Source organism: Mycobacterium sp. 1164985.4, assembly GCF_001668575.1.
In the GTDB taxonomy this organism is placed as follows: Bacteria; Actinomycetota; Actinomycetes; order Mycobacteriales; family Mycobacteriaceae; genus Mycobacterium.
Window position 1 is genome coordinate 1 of sequence record NZ_LZMD01000104.1, and the last position, 24,277, is coordinate 24,277.

Annotated in this window: 15 protein-coding genes and 1 pseudogene; 12 read left to right on the forward strand and 4 right to left on the reverse strand. The window is 67.5% G+C overall.

Annotated elements, in window-relative coordinates:
- Nucleotides 1-11: 11 nt before the first annotated feature.
- Nucleotides 12-524, forward strand: a complete 513-nt coding sequence (locus A5650_RS23145) for a VOC family protein (protein ID WP_082950908.1) — start codon at nucleotides 12-14, stop codon at nucleotides 522-524.
- Between the two features lie 11 nt (nucleotides 525-535).
- Here A5650_RS23145 and A5650_RS23150 read toward each other — a convergent pair whose 3' ends face one another.
- Entirely contained in the window at nucleotides 536-1,252 is a 717-nt protein-coding gene (locus A5650_RS23150) for an enoyl-CoA hydratase/isomerase family protein (protein ID WP_067297444.1), read from the reverse strand.
- A 90-nt stretch (nucleotides 1,253-1,342) separates the two neighbouring features.
- Between A5650_RS23150 and A5650_RS23155 the strand changes: the two genes are divergently transcribed.
- The 6 genes from A5650_RS23155 (at nucleotide 1,343) to A5650_RS23180 (ending at nucleotide 8,225) form a co-directional block, all read left to right on the forward strand.
- Nucleotides 1,343-2,923, forward strand: coding sequence for an AMP-binding protein (locus tag A5650_RS23155; RefSeq protein WP_067297448.1), 1,581 nt, complete (start codon nucleotides 1,343-1,345; stop codon nucleotides 2,921-2,923).
- Between the two features lie 202 nt (nucleotides 2,924-3,125).
- Complete coding sequence (locus tag A5650_RS23160) at nucleotides 3,126-4,316, forward strand: amidohydrolase family protein (RefSeq protein ID WP_067297452.1); 1,191 nt, start codon at nucleotides 3,126-3,128, stop codon at nucleotides 4,314-4,316.
- A complete protein-coding gene (locus A5650_RS23165) occupies nucleotides 4,313-5,779 on the forward strand; it encodes a FadD3 family acyl-CoA ligase (protein WP_082950906.1) in 1,467 nt (488 codons plus the stop codon). The genes A5650_RS23160 and A5650_RS23165 overlap by 4 nt, the downstream gene beginning before the upstream one ends.
- Nucleotides 5,780-5,918: 139 nt before the next feature.
- Nucleotides 5,919-6,869: an Rv1363c family protein gene (locus A5650_RS23170; protein ID WP_067297458.1), complete on the forward strand. Its 951-nt coding sequence runs from the start codon at nucleotides 5,919-5,921 to the stop codon at nucleotides 6,867-6,869.
- Nucleotides 6,866-7,519, forward strand: coding sequence for an Rv1363c family protein (locus A5650_RS23175; protein WP_067297462.1), 654 nt, complete (start codon nucleotides 6,866-6,868; stop codon nucleotides 7,517-7,519). Before A5650_RS23170 ends, A5650_RS23175 begins: the two co-directional genes overlap by 4 nt.
- A 10-nt stretch (nucleotides 7,520-7,529) precedes the next feature.
- Nucleotides 7,530-8,225, forward strand: coding sequence for an IspD/TarI family cytidylyltransferase (locus A5650_RS23180; RefSeq protein WP_067297465.1), 696 nt, complete (start codon nucleotides 7,530-7,532; stop codon nucleotides 8,223-8,225).
- Here the strand turns inward: A5650_RS23180 and A5650_RS23185 are convergent.
- Nucleotides 8,206-8,934, reverse strand: a complete 729-nt coding sequence (locus tag A5650_RS23185; RefSeq protein ID WP_231992772.1) for an IspD/TarI family cytidylyltransferase — start codon at nucleotides 8,932-8,934, stop codon at nucleotides 8,206-8,208. The genes A5650_RS23180 and A5650_RS23185 overlap by 20 nt on opposite strands.
- A 70-nt stretch (nucleotides 8,935-9,004) precedes the next feature.
- Here A5650_RS23185 and A5650_RS23190 point away from each other — a divergent pair, with 70 nt between their 5' ends.
- On the forward strand, nucleotides 9,005-10,201 hold the full coding sequence (locus tag A5650_RS23190) for a low temperature requirement protein A (protein WP_067297565.1): 1,197 nt from the start codon (nucleotides 9,005-9,007) through the stop codon (nucleotides 10,199-10,201).
- 46 nt (nucleotides 10,202-10,247) lie between these two features.
- Nucleotides 10,248-10,667, forward strand: a complete 420-nt coding sequence (locus A5650_RS23195) for a ChaB family protein (RefSeq protein ID WP_067297472.1) — start codon at nucleotides 10,248-10,250, stop codon at nucleotides 10,665-10,667.
- A 7-nt stretch (nucleotides 10,668-10,674) separates the two neighbouring features.
- Here A5650_RS23195 and A5650_RS23200 read toward each other — a convergent pair whose 3' ends face one another.
- A complete protein-coding gene (locus tag A5650_RS23200; RefSeq protein WP_067297475.1) occupies nucleotides 10,675-11,949 on the reverse strand; it encodes an MFS transporter in 1,275 nt (424 codons plus the stop codon).
- A gap of 323 nt (nucleotides 11,950-12,272) precedes the next feature.
- Here A5650_RS23200 and A5650_RS23205 point away from each other — a divergent pair, with 323 nt between their 5' ends.
- Nucleotides 12,273-13,016, forward strand: coding sequence for a MerR family transcriptional regulator (locus A5650_RS23205; RefSeq protein WP_067297478.1), 744 nt, complete (start codon nucleotides 12,273-12,275; stop codon nucleotides 13,014-13,016).
- Here A5650_RS23205 and A5650_RS23210 read toward each other — a convergent pair.
- Nucleotides 12,974-14,185 carry an ABC transporter substrate-binding protein gene (locus A5650_RS23210; protein ID WP_067297481.1) on the reverse strand — a complete coding sequence of 404 codons (1,212 nt, stop codon included), beginning with the start codon at nucleotides 14,183-14,185 and terminating at the stop codon, nucleotides 12,974-12,976. The genes A5650_RS23205 and A5650_RS23210 overlap by 43 nt on opposite strands.
- Nucleotides 14,186-14,453: 268 nt before the next feature.
- Here A5650_RS23210 and A5650_RS27715 point away from each other — a divergent pair.
- Together A5650_RS27715 and A5650_RS23215 are read left to right on the forward strand one after the other, a co-directional pair.
- A pseudogene (locus A5650_RS27715) lies at nucleotides 14,454-14,552 on the forward strand (hypothetical protein); the annotation flags it as partial.
- A 499-nt stretch (nucleotides 14,553-15,051) separates the two neighbouring features.
- Complete coding sequence (locus A5650_RS23215; protein WP_067297484.1) at nucleotides 15,052-24,273, forward strand: type I polyketide synthase; 9,222 nt, start codon at nucleotides 15,052-15,054, stop codon at nucleotides 24,271-24,273.
- The last annotated feature ends 4 nt before the right edge of the window (nucleotides 24,274-24,277 follow it).

Below are 24,277 nucleotides of genomic sequence, written 5' to 3' on the forward strand. Positions count from 1 at the left end.
AATCCCTCGCCGTGGATGTCGAGGAACTCGGTGAAGACGCTCGGCGCCTCGCTCTGCTGCTGGATGAGCTCGAGCTGCATATCGCCGCTGTTGCTCAGCGCCAGCGACTGGGTGATCTCACACGGCTCGCCGCGATAGCGCGCGGCCAGCGTCAGATCCCGCATGACAAACCAGGGCCCCACCCCCAGCTCGAGCTCATCCAGCAGCAGAGCGAGGCGCCGAGCGTCTTCACCGAGTTCCTCGACATCCACGGCGAGGGATTCCATCAGTTCGCCTACTGGGCAACCGATTTCGACGCCACCATGCGCGCGGTTGCCGAGGCGGGCTGGCCGGTCGTGTGGTCGGGCGGCGAGGACGTCGGTACCCGCTTCGCTTACGTCGAACCGCCGGCCGGCCGGGCGCAGGTCGCGCAGATCATCGAGATCATGGAGCTCACCGACATCACCAGCGGGATGGCGTCGTTCGTGCGCGACGCCGCGGCGAACTGGGACGGCAGCGACCCGATCCGCGCTCTGGGCGGCTGATCGCCCAGGAGTTACTTGCCGCGATTCATGGCCTGGTCGGCGGCGGCCCAGTGCTCGTCGGAGACCCACAGTCGCGCGAACGCGGTCACGGCGTCGTCGGTCGAGGCGCCCTTCATCACACGCTTGATCTCGCCGGCGGCCCGGTGAGCGAGCTTGCGGGCGACGGCGCGCCAGTCGTCGTCGAACGTCTCCCGCGCGATCACCCGGTCGATCAGGCCTATGCGCTCGGCTTCGTCGGCCGACAGGATCGTGCCGGTACCGGCCAACAGCAACGCCTTGCTGTAGCCGACGAGCTCGACGAGCCGCTCGGCGCCGCCCCACGCCGGCATGATCTCGAGCGCCACCTGGTTGAAGCCGATCTTGATGTCGGAGGCGGCGAGCCGGATGTCGGCCGCGGTTGCGAACTCCGCCCCGCCGCCGAGCGCATGGCCGTTGAGCACCGCGATGGTCACGCCGGGAAACGCGACGATGCGATCGCACACCGCACGCATCCGCCGCGCCATCGCGGCCGCGTCGGCCTCGGTGCGCAGGGTTGCGAGCTGTTTGAGGTCACCGCCTGAGACGAACGCCCGATCGCCGGCGCCCTTGACCACCAGCGCCGTTGCGCCCGCGGCGCGGTCGAGCGCGTCGTCCAGCTGCTCCATGGTCTCGGGCGCGATCGCGTTGCGCGCCTGCGGCCGGTCGATGGTGATGACCGCCAAGCCGTCGTCCAACTCGAGGTCCACCATCAATCGTTCTCCATTTGCGATATTGGCATTCTCGGATTCAGAGAATAGCATCGCCTCGAGTCGGAGCAGCCGCCTGAGTATGGGGAGTCCATGCGCAACATCCCGGTCGAGCTGACCAAACGCTACGAGGAGGAAGGTTGGTGGACCCCGGACACGCTCGGTGAGCTGCTGGCCCGCCACCTGGCCCAGAACCCCGACACCGGATTCTGGGTGCACTCCGACGTCCGGCCGTACGCGGGCACGTTCGCCGATGTCGAACTGCGGGCCCGTCGCCTCGCGGCGGGTCTGCACAAGCGAGGCGTCGGCCCCGGCGACGTCGTGGCGCTACAGCTGCCCAACTGGATGGAGGCCGCCGTTGCCTTCTGGGCTTCGGCGTTCCTCGGTGCGGTCGTGGTGCCGATCGTGCATTTCTACGGCCGCAAGGAACTCGCCCACATCCTGGCGACAGCGCGGCCGAAAGTTCTCATCACCGCACGGGAATTCGGTCGGATGGTGTTCGCGCCGGACTTGGTCGCCGACGTCCCGATCGTGGCGCTGGTGGGGGCCGACGAGCGCTTGCGCGAGGAGCATGTCCACAGCTTCGACGAACTTCTCGACGACGCCCCGATGTCGGGCACCTTGGCCACCGACCCGGCGGGCCCGGCGCTGATCGCATTCACCTCGGGCACCACGAGTAAGCCGAAAGGTGTTGTGCACAGCCATCAGACGCTGGGCTTCGAGACTCGCCAGCTGCTCGAGAACTACCCCAAGGACCGCGGACGGCAGCTCACCGCGACGCCGATCGGTCACTTCATCGGCATGCTCGGTGCGTTCCTCATCCCGGTGCTCGAGGGCGCCCCGATCGATCTGTGCGACGTGTGGGATCCGGGCAAGGTGCTCAAACTCATGGAGACCGAAGGCATGTCGATCGGCGGCGGGCCGCCGTACTTCGTCACCAGCCTGCTCGACCATCCGGACTGCACCGACGCACACCGCTCCCGGTTCACCACCGTCGGCCTCGGCGGATCCACCGTCCCCGCAGCGGTGACGCGTCGGCTCGCCGACTTGGGGTTCTTCGTGTTCCGCTCTTACGGCAGCACCGAGCATCCCTCCATCACCGGCTCGCGGCCCACCGCGCCCGAGGACAAGCGGCTCTACACCGACGGCGATGCGCGCCCCGGCGTCGAGATCAAGCTGACCGAAGACGGCGAGATCCTCTCGCGCGGACCGGATCTGTGCCTGGGTTACACCGACGACGAGATGACCAGGCGCGCTTTCGATGACGACGGCTGGTACCACACCGGCGACGTCGGGGTGCTCGACGAGGACGGCTACCTGACCATCACCGACCGCAAGGCCGACGTGATCATCCGAGGGGGAGAGAACATCTCCGCCCTCGAGGTCGAAGAGGTGCTGCTCGGCATGCCCAGCGTCGCCGAAGCGGTCGTCGTGGCAGCACCTGACGACCGGCTCGGTGAGCGTGCCGCGGCGGTGCTGCGCATCCGGGCGGGCGGTGCCATGCCGACGCTCGAGCAGGTGCGCACCCACTTCAAGCGGGCCGGTGTCGCGATCCAGAAGTGGCCGGAGGAGCTGCACGAGGTGCCCGAGGGGCAGGACTATCCGCGCACCGCGAGCGGGAAGGTGCAGAAGGTCGTCCTTCGTGAGCAGGTGCGGGCCAAAGCGCGGAATTGAGTCCGCCGGCGCCGCGCTGCCGCCCTCGCGAAACGTACGCCAGGGTCGTGACTCGCGGCCGACCCACAGCCCTGGTGTACGTCTCGCGAACAACATTGGAGCGCGGAAGTGCGTCCGCGGGCGACAACCATTTGGCCGAAGGCGCATTGCGCAGCCGACACCTATGAGAATAGGATTCTCCCGAGACGAAAAGGAGTGTTCCATGGGGCAACTGTCACATCGGGTCGACATCCCGTTCCCGCTGTTCGACGCGGACAACCACCTGTACGAGCCGCCGGAGGCGATGACCAAGTACCTGCCCAAGGAGTACAAGGACGTCGTCCAGTACGTCGAGGTCAACGGGCGCACCAAGATCGCCATCAAGGGCCAGATCAGCAACTACATCCCGAACCCGACGTTCTCCGTGGTCGCCAAGCCGGGTGCCTGGGAGGAGTACTTCAAGTTCGGCAACCCCGACGGCAAGAGCAAGCGCGAGCTGTTCGGCGAGCCGATGCGCTCGATCCCCGCGTTCTTCGAGCCGGGCCCTCGCCTGGAGTTGATGAACGAGCTGGGCGTCGACCGCTCGCTGATGTTCCCGACGCTGGCCAGCCTCATCGAGGAGCGGTTGCGCGACGATCCGGTCGCGATCCACGTCATCATCCACTCGCTGAACCAATGGCTCGATGAGGTCTGGGGCTTCAACTACCAGAACCGCATCTTCACCACCCCGGTGATCACGCTGCCCATCGTCGAGAAGGCGATCGAGGAGCTGGACTGGGCGGTCAAGCGAGGCGCCCGCGCCATCCTGATCCGCCCCGCGCCGGTGCCTGGCTTCCGCGGTCCGCGCTCCTTCGCGCTGCCCGAGTTCGACCCGTTCTGGGAGAAGTGCGTCGAGTACGACGTGTTCATCGGCATGCACTCGTCCGACAGCGGCTACTCGCGGTACACCTCCGAGTGGGACGGCGCCGCGCAGGAGATGCTGCCCTTCCAGACCAACGCAATGTCGATCCTCAACGAGTGGCGCCCGATCCAGGATGCGGTGGCCTCGTGGGTGATTCACGGTGCGCTGTTCCGGCACCCGAAGCTCAAGGTCGGGATCGTCGAGGCGGGTTCGAAGTGGATGTTCCCGCTGCTGGACTCCATGGCCGAGGTGTACAAGAAGGCCCCCGAGGCCTTCCTGGGCAACCCGATCGAGGAGATCAAGAACCGCATCTACGTCAGCCCGTTCTACGAGGAGGGCATCGACGACCTGATCAACCTGATCGGTGTGGAGCAGGTGCTCTACGGGTCCGACTGGCCGCATCCGGAGGGCCTGGCCGAGCCGACCCACTACGTGACCGCACTCGAGCACCTGTCGGTCGAGGATCAGGCGAAGATCATGGGCGGCAACCTGGGTCGCCTCGTCACCGTGTGACCCAGCACCCCACCTGGGAGACCATCCCCGGGATGGTCTTGAGCGCAGCGGACCGTTTCGGCGACGCGGAAGCGATCGTCGACGGTCCGTTGCGCTTGTCCTTCGCCGAGGCCGTGCAGCGGATCCGTTGCGCGGCAGGCGCATTCGCGGACCTCGGCATCGCCAAAGGCGATCGGCTCGCCATCTGGGCTCCCAACTCCGCCGATTGGATCATCGCGGCTTTCGGCCTGCTGGCCGCCGGCGGCGTGCTGGTTCCGGTCAACACCCGGTTCAAACCGGAGGAGGCGGCCGACGTCATCGGTCGCAGCGGCGCGAAGGCCGTGCTGATTCAGAAGGACTTCCTCGGCCTGGACTATTCGGTGACCACCGACGCGCCGGTGATCGACCTGGGGTCGGGCTTCCTGTCCTCCGGCAAACCGTTCGATCGCGTCGCGGAGCTGACGGGCTCCGACATCGCCGACGTCATCTTCACGTCGGGCACCACGGGCAGGCCCAAGGGCGCGATGATGAATCACCGCCAGACGCTGCGCGCGTACGAGGAGTGGGCGACCCTCGCCGATCTGCGCGAAGGCGATCGCTACCTGATGATCAACCCGTACTTCCATACGTTCGGGCTCAAGGCCGGGCTCATCGCGTCCTTCCTGCGGGGCGCCACGATGCTTCCCGTCGCCGCGTTCGATGTCGACCGTGTCGTCGGGCTCATCGAGAGCGAACGCATCACAATGCTGCCCGGCCCGCCGACGCTGTACCACTCGCTGCTGACCGTTGCCGACAAGGACCGGCTCGCATCGCTGCGGGCGGGCGTGACGGGGGCGGCCGACATCCCGGTCGAGCTGATCCGCCGGATCCGCGATGAGTTGCCGTTCGGCAGCCTGATGACCGGCTATGGGCTCACCGAGGCCGGCAACGTGACGTTGTCCCGTCCAGGAGACAGCCCCGAGGACGTCGCGACCACGGCTGGCCTACCGTGCGAAGGCGTGGAGGTCCGCATCGCCGACGACGGCGAGGTGCTGGTGCGCGGCTACAACGTCATGCAGGGCTACCTCGACGACCCCGCTGCAACGGCCGACGCGATCGACGCCGACGGCTTCCTGCACACCGGCGATCTCGGCGAATTCACCGACTCGGGCCGCTTGAGGATCGTCGGGCGCAAGAAGGACATGTTCATCGTCGGCGGCTTCAATGCCTATCCCGCCGAGATCGAGGGATTCCTGCTCGAGCACCCCGCGGTCGCGCAGGCGGCGGTCATCGGGGTGCCGGACGATAGATTGGGCCAGGTCGGCAAGGCGTTCATCGTGCGCAGTACGGGTCACGACGACGTCACAGGTGAGGACCTCATTTCGTGGAGCCGGGAAAGAATGGCGGGATTCAAGGTGCCCCGCTCTGTAGAGTTCCTCGACAGCCTGCCGTTGAATGCCACCGGCAAGGTGATGAAGGACCGCCTTCAGGACAATCGCCGCTGAGCTCCCGCACAGCGCGTAAATAGCATTTCCGCAGGAAGACGATGTTTGCCGGGCGGTGCCCACACGGGTATCGTCGCGGCGATACTCAAAAATCGATAATGGCATTCTCACATGTGGGTGAAGCAGTAAGGAGGGCGCTGTGCCGTCATTCAGGCGCCGCGAGTCGGTGATCGACGCGGACCGCGTCGAAAAACCGCCGCAGGACGACCCTGAGCAGCGGTCGGCGGAGTCGGACGAGGCGCTGCGCCTCGCCGAGGAGGCAGAGGCCGAAGCGGCCGAGGCGGAGGCGATCGCTGCCGCCGCCCGTGCTCGGGCCAAGGCCATCCGGTTGCGCAGGCAGGCTGCCGAGGCCAAAGGTTCCGCCCCGGCCGACGAGAAGTCCGATGAGGAGGTTGTCGAGCCCCAGGAGACCGTGGCCGACTCGACGACCACCGACGTCGGGACTGACACCGAAGCCGAACAGCAGACGGCGGCCGAACCCGACACCGACGCCGCCTCCAGTGCCGCGGCCGACGAAGCGGTCGGTGCCGAAGCCGTTGCGCCCGAGGAAGCCGTCGCGACCGAGGAAGTCGAGACCTCGAAGCGCCGCCGCCTGCGGATGCTGCGGATCCGGTGGAAGATTGTCGCGGCGGTCGTCGCAGTCGTCCTGATCCTCGCGTTCGGCGCCGCGAGCGGTTACATGGTCTGGCAGCACCGGCTGGCGGAACAGAACCGGCAGGAGGCCGCCGAATTCACCGCGGCCGCCCGGCAGAGCGTCGTGACGCTGATGTCGCTGGACTTCAATCGGGCGAAGGAGGACGTGCAGCGCATCATCGACAACTCCACCGGCCAGTTCAAGCAGGATTTTGAGGCCCAGGCCGAGGACTTCACCAACGTGGCCAAGGAGTCCAAGGTCGTCACCGAGGTCACCGTCAACACCGCCGCGCTGACGTCGAAGACCGACAACAACGCCACCGCACTGGTGTCGGCCACCTCGCGGGTCACCAACACCGCGGGCGCCAATCAGGAGCCGCGCTCCTGGCGTCTGAAGGTCGACCTGGTTCGCGAGGGTGACCAGATCAAGATGTCGAAAGTCGAGTTCGTACCGTGAGCACCGAAGCCAACACCGACGAGGCCGACGTGAAGACCACGGCTTCAGACGAACCGGAATCGACGGCCGTGGAACCGGAGTCGACGGCCGCCGAGGAATCGGACGCCACCGAGAAGGGCGACGAGGATCCCGCCGAGAACAGCCGTCCGAAAGTTCGGGGCGGCGTGCGGCGGCATCTCGGCGCCATCCTGCTGACGGTCCTGCTCGTGATCTCCGCAGGCGTGGCCGCGTGGCTGTACTTCGCCCAGTACCGACCGGACCAGCAGGTCAACGCCGACGCGCAGAAGGTCGCGCTGGAGGCGGCGAAGTCGGGCACCGTGGCGCTGTTGTCGTACGCCCCGGATTCGATGGAGCAGGATTTCACGAACGCGAAATCGCACCTCACTGGCGACTTCCTGAACTACTACACCCAGTTCACCGAGCAGATCGTGACCCCGGCGGTCAAGGAGAAGCAGGTCAAGACCAGCGCGGCGGTCGTCGAGGCCGGTGTGGCCGAGATGCATCCCGACACCGCGACCGTGTTGGTGTTCGTCAATCAGACGACGGTCAGCAAGGAGAATCCCGACGGTGCCTTCGCCGCGAGCGCGGTCAAGGTCGGCCTGACCAAATCCGACGGCCACTGGCTGATCAACAAGTTCGACCCCGTGTAGCGTCGGCGCCGTGACGGCGCTCCCCGGCCAACGCCTCGCGGCGGTCGTGACACTGCCGGCCGACGAACGCGCGCCGGCATCACTGCAACGAGTGGCGGGCCGATCGCCTCTGGCGCGCGTCGTGGACGACTGCCTTCAGGCGGTCGCCGATGGCACCGCGATCGTCGTGGCGGTCGCCGAAGCCATCGGCGGCGACGTGCGCGCGTCACTCGCCCGCGACGGACTGGACGACGTATACGTCGAGGGGGTCGGTGGGTCGGCAAGCCGGGCGCAGTGCCTGGCGGCGGCGGTCGAAAGGGTCGTCGCCGAACCGGTTTCGGCGTCGCACGTACTCGTGTACGACGTGCGGCAGCCGCTGACGCCGTCGGACCTGTCGAGGCGCGTCGCCGAGGGCCTGACGCACGGGGCCCCCGTCGTGCTGCCGGTGCAGCCGGTCACCGACAGCGTGAAGGTCGTCGACGAGCGCGGTGTGGTCACCGCGTCGCTGGATCGCTCGACCCTTCAGACCGTGCAATATCCGCGCGGGTTCGCCGCCGGCCACCTCGGCCGGTTGCTCGAGGGTCAGGTCGGCGAGTTCGACGAGGCGGTGGAGGCGATCCGGTCGATGGCGCCAATCGCCACGGTCGACGGTGACGCGCAGGCCGTCGCGGTCGATCTCCCGCACGACGGACCGTTCCTCGAGGCGGTCATCGCGGCTCGCCGCTGACCGTCGCCAACAGATGTTCTGCGGTCGCGATGTCCCGGGCGTAGGTCACCTTGATGTTGTGCAGTTCGCCCGGAAACGTCTGCACCGCAACGTCGGTGAACGCCTCGATGCACGACGACGTATCGGTGCCCTCGAACCCGTGCCGTTCCGAGCTGCGGTATGCGGCGAGCAGCGGCGCGGCCAGAAACGCCTGCGGTGTCTGCACCCGCACGAGCGGCGATCCGCCCGCCGGCCGCTGCAGCTCGGTGGTCACCGCATCGCGCAGCGGCAACGCCGGTACCGCGCCACCGGATTCGCGTGCGACCGCGAGCGCGCGGGTGAACATGTCTGCACCGGCCACCGGTCGCGCTGCGTCATGGATGAGCACGACGTCGATGCGGCCCGCCTCGATATCGGATTCCAGGTGCAGTAGCACATTGAGTTCGGAACCGTGCCTGCTGTCGCCGCCCTCGACGAGTTCGACGCTCGCCGTGGGAAGTTCGCGTGCCACCATGTTGCGGGCCAGATCCAGCTCCCCGCGCCGGTAAACCAGCACGATGCGCCCGACGTCCGGCACCCTCGTCAGGGTCTCGAGCGACCAGGCGACCATCGGCCGACCCGCGACCCCGAGGTAGGCCTTGTTGCCGTCGGCGCGGACGCGGGTTCCCAGCCCCGCCGCGAGCACGACGGCCACGGCGGACGGCGGGGTTGAGCGTTCTGCGTCGGTCACCCTCGTATCTTGACACTGCACGTCAGGAAAGGACGGCGCCGTGAGCCCGACTCCGCACGAACCGACCGCCATGCAGCACCGGGTGCTTCGCATGTCCGGTCGGGATCCCCACGAAGCGCACCGCGTTGCCACGCCTCTGGAACTGCTCTTCGACCTGACCTTCGTGATTGCATTCGGCGTCGCGGCCCGCGAGTTCGCGCACATGCTCGCCGCCAACCACGTCGGTTCCGGATTGTTGGCGTTCTCGTTCGCGACGTTCGCAGTGTGCTGGGCATGGATCAACTTCAGCTGGTTCGCGTCGGCCTACGACACCGACGACTGGGTCTACCGCGTCATGACGATGCTGCAGATGGTCGGTGTGATCGTCATGGCGCTGGGCTTCCCGCCGATGTTCGCCTCGATCGAACACGGCGCGCATGTCGACAACCGCGTCGTGGTCGCCGGCTATGTCGTGATGCGTATCGCGCTGGTGGGGCAGTGGGTACGCGCGGCCGTCCAGGACCCCGCGCACCGTTCGGCATGCCTGACCTACGTCGCCGCCGTCACCTTCGCGCAAGTGCTGTGGATCATCAGCATCTTCCTCGACACGTCGCTGCCGGTGACGATGGCGATCGTCGCCGTGCTGATCGGGATCGAAACGCTGGGGCCGCTTCTCGCGGAACTGCGCCGCGGCGGTACGCCGTGGCACGCCCATCACATCGCCGAACGCTACGGACTGCTGACCATCATCGCGCTCGGGGAGGGTGTGGTCGGGACCGTGGCCTCGCTGACCGCGGTGGTCAACGCGCAGGGTTGGACCTTCGACGCCGCGTTCGTCGTGGTGGCCGGCGTCGGCCTGACGTTCGGGTTGTGGTGGATCTACTTCCTGACCCCGCATGCCGAGCTTCTGCACGCCCGGCGCGAAAGATCTTTCTGGTTCGGCTACTTTCCGATCGTGACGCTCGGCGCGATCGTCGCGACCGGCGCCGGCCTGGACGCGGCCGCCCTCTACATCGAGCACCATTCCGAGCTCTCCTCGGTCGGGACCGTGTTGTCGGTCGCGCTGCCGGTTGGGCTCTTCGTCGTGTCGGTCTATCTGCTCAATACGTTCATGGTGGGTAAGGCCTCGATCCCGCATGTCCTGCTGATCACGCTGACGATCGCCATACTGGCGCTTTCGGTGTGGTTGGCGGCCGCTGGAATCTCCATGGCGAACTGTCTCCTGGTCGTCACGCTGGCGCCGATTCTGACGGTCGTCGGCTACGAGATTCTTGGGCTAACCCACTGATTCACCGATCGTTTCGGCACCTCATGGCCCGGGTACGCCTTTTTTCATGCCGAAGACAACCAAGAGCGGCAGCGCCCGCAAGAGCGAGCTGCCCAGCACCCTGAAGAAGTCATCCGCGAAGGCCCAACGGACCTTCGCGAAGGCTCACGACGCCGCTGCCGAGGAATACGGCGAGGGCGAGCGCGCACACCGCGTCGCATACAGCGCGCTCAAGCACAGCTTCGAGAAGGTCGGCGACCACTGGGAAGCGAAGTCCGAGAAGGGCCCGTCGGACCAGCGTGCGCGAAGCGGCGGCCCGAACGCCAAGGGCGAAACGGCGGAGGGCGTGGACGCCAACGCCTCGAAGAAGCACCTGATGGAAGTCGCTCGGCGGCTGGACATCTCGGGCCGCTCGACGATGAACAAGGACGAGCTGGTCTCGGCGATCAAGAAGGCCAACCGCCGCAGCACGGCCCGCCGTCGCTGAGTTCCCCCTAGTCGGTCCCGCCGACGCGGGTGTCCACGCTCTCCAGCAGCATCCGCTCCTGTTCGGCCCTCATCACCTTGCGCGCCTTGCCGCGGGTGATGAGGATGCCGAGCACCGCGAACGCCCAGATCGCGTACTGCACGGTCCAGGCCACCCGGAACGAGTCGAAGGAGAAGCCGCCGGCCGCGTCGAGGATGGCGCCCATCGACTGCATCACCAGCAGCGAGGCGATGAAGCCGCCCATGTTGACCAGACCGGACGCGGTGCCGAGTGTCGCGCTCGGGTTGAAGGTCCTGGCGAAGTCGAAGCCCACCATGGAGCCGGGCCCGCCCACCGAGATCACCACGATCAGCGTCACGAGCAGCCACAGCGGCGCTCTGCCGGGTAGCGCCAACACCACGGTCCACATCAACGCGTTGCTCGCGATGATGCACAGCACGAGCCGCGAGCGCCGATGCGGGCGGCGCCCGGTGAAGATTCCGATCAGCACACCGGCCGAGATGGCAGCCACCACCGACACCGTCAACATCAACCCGGCCACGCCGGCGGACAGACCTTGCGCGTTGGTCAAGTAGGGCACGCCCCACATCAGCGCGAATGCGGTGACGGAGAACTGGGTGCCCATGTGGGTGAAGAACCCGAGCCGGGTGCCCGGCCGCAGCCAGACGGTTTTGACGCTGGCCAGCGTCTCGCGCACCGAGACGGTCTGGATCTCCACCGCGTTGCCGTGCGGGGTGTTCTTCACCAGCGCCGCGGTCAGAACCATGGACAACACACCGATGGCCGCCACCGAGACGTACGCCGTCGTCCATCCCATCGCGTCGAGCACGGCGAAGAAGGGAACGGCTGACAGCACCTGGCCGAGCTGTCCGCAGATACCGGTCAGCTGGGTGACCAGCGGAACCTGACGCGGGGTGAACCAGTGCGGGACGAGCCGCAGCACCGAGATGAACGTGAAGGCGTCGCCGAGGCCCAACACGGCGCGCGCCCCGATGGCGGTGGGCAGTGATTCGGTGAACGCCAACGTGAGCTGACCGCCGGACATGAGCGCGGCGCCGGCCAGGATCAGCGTCTTGGAACCAAAGCGGTCGAGCAGGACGCCCGCCGGGACCTGCGCGGCGGCGTAGACGATGACCTGCAGCACGACGAACGTCGAAAGCACGCTCGGGCTGGCATGAAACCGATCTGATGCATCGAGGCCGGAGACTCCCAACGTGGTGCGGTCGAGAACTGCGACGATGTATGCGAATAGTCCGGTGGCCCAGACGATCCAGGGACGCACACCGAACCTTTCCCGCTGATGAGCGTTAAGTCTGACTTTTCCATGTTTCCGTACGCGGGTGCGACGGCGCCAATCGCGTATCGGTGAGTTCGCTCACCGCGGTGTTCCGGCGGGGAGACCGAGTTGGCTGTAATTGACGGCTCGTGCACGGTTGCCCGGGTGCGGTTCGTGATCGATGCAGATGAAAGGTGGTACGAGCGGCGGGTTGGTCGACCGCCATCGCCGGGCTCAAAGTTCGCTCGCAAACGTTGTGGCGGGTTACAGTGATCGAATGAAGCGTCGCGCTCTGCCGTCGGCCTGGGGGGCCGTGGGGGGTAGCGACGGTGGCTGAGTATCGCCTCACCGAGTTGGCGGAGATCTCCGGTGTCAGCGCCCGCAACATCCGCGCCTACCGGGAGCGGGGGTTGCTGGACCCACCCCGGCGGGTCGGCCGCTCCGCGTTCTACGACGACTACCACCTGTCGCAGTTGCGCACGATAAGCCAGTTGCACCGACGGGGCTTCAACACCGCCCACATTGCCGAGTTTTTCACCAGCCTGCGTGAGGGCACCGACCTCGCTGACATCCTCGGCATCCAACGCGCGGTGCTGGGTCCGAGAACCGAGTCCGGCGCCGGAGGGGCCGGCGCAGTGGGGATCGGCGCCGACAGCGACGAGGCACGGCGGCTGGTCGACTACGGGCTTGCGCGAGTGGTCGACGGCGGCGTGGTGTTGACCGATCCTGCGCTGCGGCAGGTGGTTTCGCGCTCGTCGGCCCACCTGGCCGCCGTCCGCGCGCTGCTGCACATCGTCGAGGCCACCCGCGAAGCGGTCGACGCGCTGGCGGCGCAGTTCGTTGCCACGCTAGGCGAGTGCATGGCGGACCAGTTCGGCGCGGACTACACAACGGCACTGGACAACGTGGACGAACTCGCGCGGGCGGCGCGCGACTACCGCGACCTGTGGACCAGCGTGGTGTCCGGGCGCCTGGACGCGGCGCTGCAGCGTCACATGCCGGCGGCCGACCCCGAAACAGAGTCCGCCGCTCACCCGGTGATCTGGCGCCACCGGGCGGCCCACTCGTCGTAATCGGTGCAGTCGTCACCGCCGCCGCTGACGCACAGCTTCTGAGGCGTGGTCCAGTAGTGGATCTTTGCGGCGAACCTCGCGTCGGTGGCGTGGTAGATGTCGCAGAAGTCGCGCTCGCTGGTGTGCTCGCAGGCCTTCGGGTTGGCGGGTGCCTCGCCGAAGAACTCGGCGGCCTCGGCGTTGACTTCCGGTGAGGAGATCCAGTTCATCCACTTGTACATGCAGTTGGGGTGAGCCGCCTGCGACGAGATCATCCAGGTGTCCGACCAGCCGGTGGAACCCTCCTTGGGCAGCACCGTGTTGACCGGAACCCTGTTACGGGCACCTATCGTGTTCGCGATCACTTGCCAGCTGGTGCCGATGACGGAGGCGCCGGACTCGAACGCGTCCACCTCCTTGAGGTAGTCCGACCAGTACTGGCCGATGTTCTCGCGTTGTTTCTCGAGCAGCCGCACGGCCGCGTCCAGCTGCTCGGACGTCAGCGAATACGGGTCGTCGATACCCAACCCGGGTTGTGTCTTGGACAGATACAGCGCCGCGTCGGCGATGTAGATGGGCGAGTCGTAGGCGGTGACCCTGCCGCGGTACTTGTCGGCGTCGTCGAACACCGCCGCCCAGGAATTGGGCGCGTCCCGCACGACCTCGATGTTGTACATCAGCAGGTTGGCTCCCCATCCGTGCGGGATGCCGTACATCTGACCGTCGACCGAATTCCAAGGCTGGTCCTTCAAGAACGGCGAGATGGAGTCGTAGTTCGGAACCAGTTCGGTGTTCACGGGCGCGACGTCGCCGGCGTAGATGAGCCGAAGCGTCGCGTCGCCGGACGCCGATACCCCGTCGTAGTCGCCGCTGCGCATCAACTGCACCATCTCGTCGGAGGTGTTTCCGAGCGTCACCTCGGTCTGGCAGCCGGTCTCGCGTTCGAACGGTGTCACCCAATCGGCTTCGGCGTCGTGGGAACCGTCCTCGGCGTAGCCGGCCCAGGCGATCAGGTCGAGTCGTCCCTCACCCTCGCCGACCGCGCCGAGCGGCTCCATCTCGGGCGGAGTCTGGCCGCCGCCGGGGGAGCGCCGCTCGCCCGAGCAGCCGGACGTCAGCGACAGGACCAGCACGGCACAGCTGACGACGGTCAGACCGGTTCGCGCGACGGTGGACGGCCAGCGCGCCATGGGTTCTACTCCTCGTTCGATCGGCGGATCGTCGAACCGTGCTCCTGCGATGATTCCGCGTTTCGGCTTAGCTCGGCAACGCCGCGCCGATGCCATGTCCGGTGATACGGCTGTGACCAGTGACATTGGCGTGAAGGTTGTGACAGTTGGGTATCCTGTGGCTTTTAATCGATACCCGGAGCACCGTGCTGAAGGGCGTGATGGACGCGCCGCTGGGCATCCTCCTCGACTATGCGGCCGGCGTGCTCAAGGCGAGCGACATCCGTGCGCCGCACTTCTGCATCAGGTGGAGAGCGACAAGCGGTAAATGGCCGGGATCGGCGTGGACGTCAACCACATCCTCAAGCCGCAATTTGGGCAGTGGGACGAAACCTTACCGATCAGTAAGTATCTACAGCAAACTTCTGCGCATGGCCGGGGTCGCTGAGAAGACAAATCACACGCGCGTGTCTCGTCTGGCCGCAGCGACGCCGCTGGTGAGACACGTCGGAAATTTCTTCATAACGATTTGATAACAAAACCACCGTGATCAGCGCTGTTCTGCCTACTCGACCGTAACCACCTGCATGCAGGACGTTTGTCCCGAAAGCCTTCGGTCCGTTTCGAACTGCGCGTGATGCGACGGGCGGTTACCCGAGCGTAGAACTCTTCAGTAACCATTTCGGCCGCGAAATGGCGGGCCCTTCTTATGCCACTCTTAGTACGGCTTTGTGCGCGGACGCGGTGCCGAGGTACTGCGGAGCCACTGGCCGGTCAGTCGTATTCGGCGCCGGATCGCGTGGCGCCCGGCGGCAGCCGCAGCCAACGGGGGCTTCTGGGACGACGGGCCGACGACGAGCATGACGCGGACAGAGGGAGAAACCGACGTGACGATCAACGAGCAGCACCGGGTGTCTACCGACCGCACTGAAGGGGCCCCCCACGCCGGGACCCAGGCCCTCGTCGATCGGCTGAACTCCGGTGAGCCCTATGCGGTGGCCTTCGGCGGCCAGGGCGGTTCGTGGTTGGAAAACCTCGAGGAGCTGGTCAGCTCGGCCGGCATCGAGTCGGAGCTCGGCGAGGTCGTCGGGGAAGCCGCTCTTCTTCTCGAGCCCGTGGCGCGCGAACTGGTGGTGGTGCGCCCAATCGGATTCGAGCCCCTCCAGTGGGTGCGTGCGGTCGCCGCGGATGAGCCCCTCCCCCCGACGAAGCAGCTCATCACCGCGGCCATCTCCGGACCGGGCATTTTGCTGGCGCAGATGGCCGCGATCCGCGCCGCCATCCGCCAGGGTCTCGAGCTGCACGACGTGCCGCCCGTCGCGATGGCCGGGCACTCCCAGGGCATCATCGCCTGCGAGTCGCTGCGCTCGCGAGGCGTTAAGGACGCCGAACTGTTGGCGCTACTGCAGCTGATCGGCGCGGCCGGGTCGTTGGTCTCCCGCCGTCGCGGCATGGTCGGCCGCGGGGACAAGTCTCCGATGGTCTCGGTGACGAACGTCGATCCGGACCGCATCGCCGAACTGCTCGAAGAGTTCTCCCAAGACGTGCGCACCGTGCTGCCGCCGGTCCTGTCGATCCGCAATGGCAGGCGTTCGGTCGTCATCACCGGCACCCCCGAGCAGTTGGGCCGGTTCGAGCTTTACTGCTCCAAGATCACCGAGAAGGAAGAGGCTGAGCGCAAGAACAAGATCCGCGGCGGCGCCGTTTTCGGCCCGGAGTTTCATGGCATTCAGGTGGAGGTCGGCTTCCATACCCCGCGACTGGCCGGCGGGGTCGAGGTCGTCGAACGTTGGGCAGAAAAGTGTGGCATCGATGCCGATCTCGCTCACGAGATGACCGAGGCGATCTTCGTGCGCCCGATCGATTGGGTTGCCGAGGTGGAGCGGCTTCATCAGGCCGGCGCGAAGTGGATCGTCGACCTGGGCCCCAGCGACACCGTGACGCGGCTGACCGCGCCGATCATCCGCGGGCTGGGCGTGGGCATCGTGCCCGTCGCCACGCGGGTCGGGCAGCGCAACCTGTTCACGGTCGGCGCCGAACCCGAGGTGCCGCCCGCGTGGTCGAGTTATGCGCCCACCACCGTGCGGCTGCCGGACGGATCGGTGAAGCTGTCGACGAAGTTCACCCGGCTGACCGGGCGCTCGCCGATCCTGCTCGCGGGCATGACCCCCACGACCGTCGACGCCAAGATCGTCGCGGCGGCCGCCAACGCGGGGCACTGGGCCGAGCTCGCCGGCGGCGGTCAGGTCACCGAGGAGATCTTCACCGACCGCATCGCTGAGCTGACCACCCTGCTCGAGCCGGGCCGCGCGGTGCAGTTCAACTCGTTGTTTCTCGACCCGTACCTGTGGAAGCTGCAGCTGGGTGGCAAGCGCCTGGTGCAGCGGGCCCGTCAGTCCGGTGCGCCGATCGACGGTGTCGTGGTGTCGGCAGGCATCCCCGAACTCGAGGAGGCCGTCGAGCTTATCGACGAGCTCAACACCGTCGGCATCAGCCATGTCGTGTTCAAACCGGGCACGGTCGACCAGATCAAGTCCGTGATCAAGATCGCGGCCGAGGTGCCGAACAAGGACGTCATCGTCCACATCGAGGGCGGCCGCGCAGGGGGGCACCACTCCTGGGAGGACCTCGACGACCTCCTGCTGACGACCTACGGCGAACTGCGCAAGCTGCCGAACATCACTGTCTGCGTCGGCGGCGGCATCGGCACCCCCGAGCGGGCGGCGCAGTACCTGTCCGGGCGTTGGGCCACCGAGTACGGCTTCCCCGCTATGCCGGTCGACGGGATCCTCCTCGGCACCGCGGCGATGGCGACGCTGGAGGCGACCACGTCCCCGGCCGTCAAGCGGATGCTGGTCGAGACCACCGGAACCGACCACTGGATCAGCGCCGGAAAGGCAACGGGCGGCATGGCTTCCAGCCGCAGCCAGCTGGGGGCCGACATCCACGAGATCGACAACGCCGCATCGCGGTGCGGGCGGCTGCTCGACGAGGTCGCCGGCGATGTCGAAGCCGTGGCAGCGCGCCGCGACGAGATCATCACCGCGATGGCCGCCACCTGCAAGCCGTACTACGGCGACATCGGCGAGATGACCTACCTGCAATGGCTGCAGCGCTACGTCGAGCTGGCCATCGGCGACGGCAACAGTACCGCCGACACCAAACTGCCCAACAGTCCGTGGCTGGCCGACACCTGGCGCGACCGGTTCGCCGACATGCTGCACCGCGCAGAAGCCCGTCTGCATCCGCAGGATTCGGGTCCGATCCCGACGCTGTTCAACGACGTCGCGCTGCTGGATGATCCGCAGCGCGCGATCGCGACGCTCGTGTCGCGCTATCCCGAGGCCGAAACGCTGCGGCTGCATCCGGCCGACGTGCCGTGGTTCGTCACGCTGTGCAAGACGCCGGGTAAGCCCGTTAACTTTGTGCCAGTCATCGACAAGGACGTGCGGCGGTGGTGGCGCAGTGATTCGCTGTGGCAGGCACACGACGCGCGTTACAGCGCCGACGAGGTGTGCATCATCCCCGGCACCCAGGCCGTCGCGGGTATCACCCGCGTCGACGAGCCGGTCGGTGAACTGCTCGACCGCTTCGAACAGGCCGCGATCGAGGAGGCGCTAACTGCCGACGGCGACCCTGTGCCGGTGGTTTCGCGCCGGCAGGCGCGCGCCGACGTCACCGGACCGCTCGCGGTGGTGCTGGACTCGCCGGACGTGCTGTGGGCGGGCCGCATCGCAATCAACCCAGTACACCGGATCGGCGCACCCGAGGAGTGGCAAGCCAACGAGAATCGCACCGCGACGCACCCGTCCACCGGCGCCCGCCTCGAGCTCAGCGGCGACCGGGTGACCCTGAGCGTCCCGCTGTCCGGAACCTGGATTGACATCCCGTTCACCCTGCCCGCGTGCACCGTCAACGGCGGCATGCCGGTCGTCACGGTCGAAGATGCTTCGGCCGCAATGCGTTCCGTGCTCATCATTGCCGCGGGCGTGGACGGACCCGACGCGTTGCCGCCGGTGCAGGACAACACCGCGACGGTGACGGCCGATTGGGATCCCGAACGCGTCGCCGACCACACCGGCGTGACCGCGACGTTCGGCGCCCCGCTCGCGCCCGGCCTGACTCTGGTGCCCGACGCGCTCGTCGGCCACTGCTGGCCCGCGGTGTTCGCCGCGATCGGCTCGGCCCTCACCGACGACGGCTTCCCCGTCGTCGAGGGCCTGCTGAGCCTGGTGCACCTCGACCACGCCGCGCACCTGGTGGCACCGATGCCCAAGCAGCGAGCCGAACTGACCGTCACTGCAACGGCTTCCGCGGCGACCGACACCGAGTACGGCCGCGTCGTGCCGGTGTCGGTGGAGATCCGTGACGCCGACAACACGGTGCTGGCCAAGCTCGAGGAGCGCTTTGCAATACGCGGTCGCACCGGTGCGGCCGAACTCGTCGATCCGCCACGGGCGGGTGGGGCGATCACCGAGAATGCGACCGACACACCGCGGCGGCGTCGTCGCGACGTCACCGTCATCGCGCCGACCGACATGAGCGCCTTCGCCATGGTGTCCGGTGACCACAACCCGATCCACACCGACCGCGCCGCCGCGCTGTTGGCCGGCTTGAAATCTCCCATCGTGCACGGCATGTGGCTCTCGGCGGCCGCGCAGCACGTTGTAGCCGCCACCGACGGCAAGCCCGCCCCGCCGGCACATGTCGTCGGCTGGACGGCCCGGTTCCTCGGCATGGTGCTCCCTGGCGACGAAGTCGACTTCCGCGTCGACCGCGTCGGAATTGACCGTGGCGCAGAGATCGTCGAGGTATTGGCGAAGGTGGCAGGCGAGCTCGTGATGTCGGCGACTGCTCAGCTGGCCGCACCGAAGACCGTCTATGCGTTCCCGGGACAGGGCATCCAGCACAAGGGCATGGGCATGGAGGTGCGGGCTCGTTCCAAGGCAGCCCGCAAGGTGTGGGACACCGCGGACAGGTTCACTCGTGACACGCTGGGTTTCTCGGTCCTACACGTCGTGCGTGACAACCCGACCAGCCTCATCGCCAGCGGCGTGCATTACCACCATCCCGACGGTGTGCTGTTCTTGACGCAGTTCACCCAGGTCGCGATGGCTACGGTGGCCGCCGCTCAGGTTGCGGAGATGCGCGAACAGGGCGCGTTCGTCGAAGATGCGATCGCCTGCGGTCACTCCGTCGGCGAGTACACCGCGCTGGCCTGTGTCAGCGGCGTCTACGAACTGGAAGGCCTGCTAGAGGCCGTCTTCCATCGTGGGAGCAAGATGCATGACATCGTGCCCCGCGACCACCTGGGCCGGTCGAATTACCGACTCGCCGCGATCCGGCCTTCGCAGATCGGTCTTGATGACGCCGACGTGGACGCTTTTATTGCCGAAATTTCCTCGCGCACAGGGGAATTTTTGGAGATCGTGAACTTCAACCTGCGCGGATCGCAGTATGCGATCGCGGGCACGGTGCGTGGGCTCGAGGCACTGGAGCAGGAGGTCGAGCGGCGACGCGAGATCACCGGCGGCAAGCGGTCGTTCATCCTGGTACCTGGAATCGACGTGCCGTTCCACTCGAGTGTTCTGCGGGTTGGCGTCGCCGATTTCCGTCGCGCCCTAGAACGAGTGATTCCGTTCGGGAAGGATCCCCGCCTCGTCGTCGGCCGATACATCCCCAACCTTGTGCCCCGCCCCTTCACCCTCGACCGCGACTTCATCGAAGAAATCCGGTCGCTCGTGCCCGCCGAACCGCTCGACGAGGTTCTGGCCGACTACGACACCTGGCGAAATGAGCGGCCCGCCGAACTGTGCCGCAAGATCATCATTGAACTGCTGGCCTGGCAGTTCGCCAGTCCGGTGCGCTGGATCGAAACCCAAGATCTGTTGTTCATCGAGGAAGCGGCGGGTGGCCTCGGCATCGAGCGCTTCGTGGAGATCGGGGTGAAATCCTCGCCGACCGTTGCGGGTTTGGCAGCTAACACTTTGAAGTTGCCCGAGTACTCACACAGCACGGTTGACGTACTCAATGCCGAACGCGATGCGGCGGTGCTGTTCGCCACCGACACCGATCCCGAGCCGGAGCTCGACGACGAGCCGGCACCGGCCCCGGCATCCGAAGCCGCCGCACCCGTCGAGACGGCCGCGCCGGCCGCCCCGGCAGCCGCACCGGCGGCACCCGCCGGTGGGCCCCGTCCGGACGACCTGACATTCGATGCCGCCGACGCCACCACGGCGCTGATCGCGCTGTCGGCCAAGATGCGCATCGACCAGATCGAGCCGCTGGACTCCATCGAGTCGATCACCGACGGTGCGTCGTCGCGGCGTAACCAGCTGCTCGTCGACCTGGGCTCCGAGCTTAACCTCGGCGCCATCGACGGTGCGGGGGAGGCCGACCTGGCGGCGCTCAAGGGCCAGGTCACCAAGCTGGCCAGGACCTACAAGCCGTTCGGCCCGGTGCTGTCCGACGCGGTCAACGACCAGTTGCGGACCGTCTTCGGGCCCTCCGGCAAGCGCCCCGCCTACATCGGCGAGCGGGTCACCAAGACCTGGGAGCTGGGTCCGGGCTGGGTCAAGCACGTCACCGTCGAGGTCGCGCTGGGCACCCGCGAGGGCACCAGCGTTCGCGGTGGTGAGCTCGGCGGTTTGCACGATGGCGCACTGGCCGACGCTGCGACCGTCGACAAGGTCATCGACAGCGCGGTCGCCGCGGTGGCGGCCCGGCGCGGGGTGGCGGTGTCGTTGCCGTCCGCCGGTGGCGCGAGCGGGGGCGTGGTGGATTCCGCCGCGCTGACCGAGTTCGCCGAGCGGGTCACCGGCCGCGACGGCGTGCTCGCCTCGGCGGCGCGGATGATCCTCGGGCAGCTCGGCCTCGATACCCCGGTTCCCGTTCCGGAGGGCACCGACGCCGAACTCATCGACCTGGTCACCGCCGAACTCGGTTCGGACTGGCCGCGTCTGGTGGCGCCCGCGTTCGACGGCCGCAAGGCGGTGCTCTTCGACGACCGCTGGGCCAGCGCGCGTGAGGATCTCGCCAAGCTGTGGCTCTACGACGAGGACGAGATCGACCGCGACTGGCAGCGACTCTCGGAACGCTTCGAGGGCGCGGGCCACGTGGTCGGCACGCAGGCCACCTGGTGGCAGGGCAAGGCGCTGGCGGCGGGTCGCAATATCCATGCGTCCCTGTACGGCCGCGCCGCTGCGGGTGCCGAGAACCCGGGCACCGGGCGCTACAGCCATGAGGTCGCCGTCGTCACTGGCGCGTCTAAGGGCTCGATCGCCGCGTCCGTGGTCGCGCAGCTGCTCGACGGCGGCGCGACCGTGATCGCGACGACGTCGCGGCTCGACGACGACCGGTTGGCCTTCTACCGCAACCTCTATCGGGACAGCGCCCGCTGGAACGCGAAGCTGTGGGTGGTGCCCGCCAACATGGCGTCCTACACCGACATCGACGCGCTGGTGCAGTGGGTCGGCACAGAGCAGACCGAAAGCCTTGGGCCGCAGTCGATCCACATCAAAGATGCCCAGACGCCGACGTTGCTGTTCCCGTTCGCCGCACCGCGGGTCGCGGGCGATCTGTCCGACGCCGGGGCGCGCGCCGAGATGGAGATGAAGGTGCTGCTGTGGGCCGTGCAACGGCTGATCGGCGGGCTGTCTCACATCGGCGCCGAGCGCGACATCGCCGCGCGCCTGCACGTCGTGCTGCCCGGTTCGCCGAACCGCGGCATGTTCGGCGGCGACGGAGCCTACGGCGAGGCGAAGTCCGCGCTGGACGCGCTGGTGTCCCGGTGGAAGGCCGAATCATCGTGGGCGCAGCGGGTTTCGTTGGCGCACGCGCTGATCGGGTGGACCAAGGGCACCGGCCTGATGGGCCACAACGACGCGATCGTCGGGGCTGTCGAAGACGCCGGTGTGCGCACGTTCACCACCGATGAGATGGCGAGCATGTTGCTGGGCCTGTGCGACATCGAGGCCAAGGTGGCGGCGGCGCATGAGCCGCTGCAGGCGGACTTCACCGGCGGGCTGGCCGACGTCGACATCGACATGGCCGAGCTGGCCGCCAAGGCCCGCGAAGAGATGGTGACCGAAAGCCACACCGAGGACAGCGATCCCGAGGGCACCGTCCGCGCCCTGCCGTCGCCGCCGCGCGGTTACAAGTCCGCGCCGCCGCCCGAATGGCCGGAGGTCGACATGGACCCCGCCGACATGGTGGTCATCGTCGGCGGCGCAGAACTCGGGCCGTACGGTTCCTCGCGAACCCGCTTCGAGATGGAGGTCGAGAACGAGCTGTCGGCCGCTGGTGTGCTCGAGCTGGCGTGGACGACCGGGCTGGTCAAGTGGGAGGACGATCCCACGCCGGGCTGGTACGACACCGTGTCGGGCGAGTTGGTCGACGAGGGCGAGCTGGTCGAGCGCTACCACGACGCCGTGGTCGAGCGGGTCGGCATCCGCGAGTGGGTTGATGACGGAGCGATCGACCCGGATCACGCGTCGCCGCTTCTGGTTTCGGTCTTCCTCGACAAGGACTTCACCTTCGTCGTGTCGTCGGAGGCTGAGGCTCGCGGATTCCTGAAGCACGATCCGGAGCACACCGTGATCGCCCCCGTACCCGACAGCGGCGATTGGCAGGTGACCCGGAAGGCGGGCACCGAGGTTCGGGTTCCGCGGAAGGTCAAGCTGTCCCGCACGGTCGGCGCGCAGATCCCCACCGGGTTCGACCCGATGGTGTACGGCGTCAGCCAGGAGATGATGAACTCCATTGACCGGCTGGCCATCTGGAACCTGGTCACCACTGTCGATGCGTTTCTGTCGGCCGGGTTCACGCCCGCGGAGCTGATGCGGTGGGTGCATCCCAGCCTGGTGGCCAGCACGCAGGGCACCGGCATGGGCGGCATGACGTCGATGCAGACGATGTACCACGGCAACCTGCTGGGCCGGAACAAGCCGAACGACATCCTGCAGGAGGTCCTGCCGAACGTCATCGCCGGGCACGTCGTCCAGAGTTATATCGGCAGTTACGGGGCGATGATTCACCCGGTCGGCGCCTGTGCGACGGCGGCCATCTCGGTCGAGGAGGGCGTCGACAAGATCAAGCTCGGCAAGGCCGAGTTCGTGGTCGCGGGCGGATACGACGACACGACCCTCGAGGCGGTCATCGGCTTCGGCGACATGGCCGCCACCGCCGACACCGAGATGATGCGAGCCCGTGGCATCAGCGACTCGAAATTCTCCCGCGCCAACGACCGTCGCCGCCTCGGCTTCGTCGAGGGCCAGGGCGGCGGGACCATCCTGCTGGCCCGCGGCGATCTCGCGCTCCAGATGGGACTGCCGGTGCTCGCGGTGGTGGGCTACGTGTCGTCGTTCGGCGACGGTGTGCACACCTCGATCCCGGCGCCGGGCCTCGGCGCGCTTGCCGCCGGCCGCGGGGGACGCGCGTCGCAGTTGGCCCGATCGCTGGCTCAGCTCGGCGTCGGTCCCGACGACATCGCGGTGGTCTCCAAGCACGACACGTCGACGCTGGCCAACGACCCCAACGAGACCGAGCTGCACGAGCGGCTCGCCGACGCGCTGGGCCGCTCGGAGGGCGCGCCGCTGTTCGTGGTGTCGCAGAAGAGCCTGACAGGCCACTCGAAGGGCGGTGCGGCGGCGTTCCAGATGATGGGGCTGTGCCAGATCCTGCGTGACGGCGTCATCCCGCCGAACCGCAGCCTGGACTGTGTCGACGACGAGCTCGCGGGCTCCGCGCACATGGTGTGGCTGCGCGACACGCTGCACTTCGGCGGGTCGTTCCCGCTCAAGGCGGGGCTGATCACCAGCCTGGGCTTCGGTCACGTGTCCGGCCTGATCGCGTTGGTGCATCCGCAGGCGTTCCTCGCCGCGCTGACCCACGAGCAGCGTGCTGATTACAAGCAGCGCGCGGACGCACGGGTGCTGGCCGGTCAACACCGGCTCGCGTCGGCGATCGCCGGCGGCAAGCCGTTGTACGAGAAGCCGGTGGACCGCCGGTTCGGCCCCGAGGGACCGGAGAAGCCGCGGGAAGCCGCGATGCTTCTCGATCCGGACTCGCGACTCGGCGACGACGACGTGTATGTGCCCGCGCAGGCATGAGATA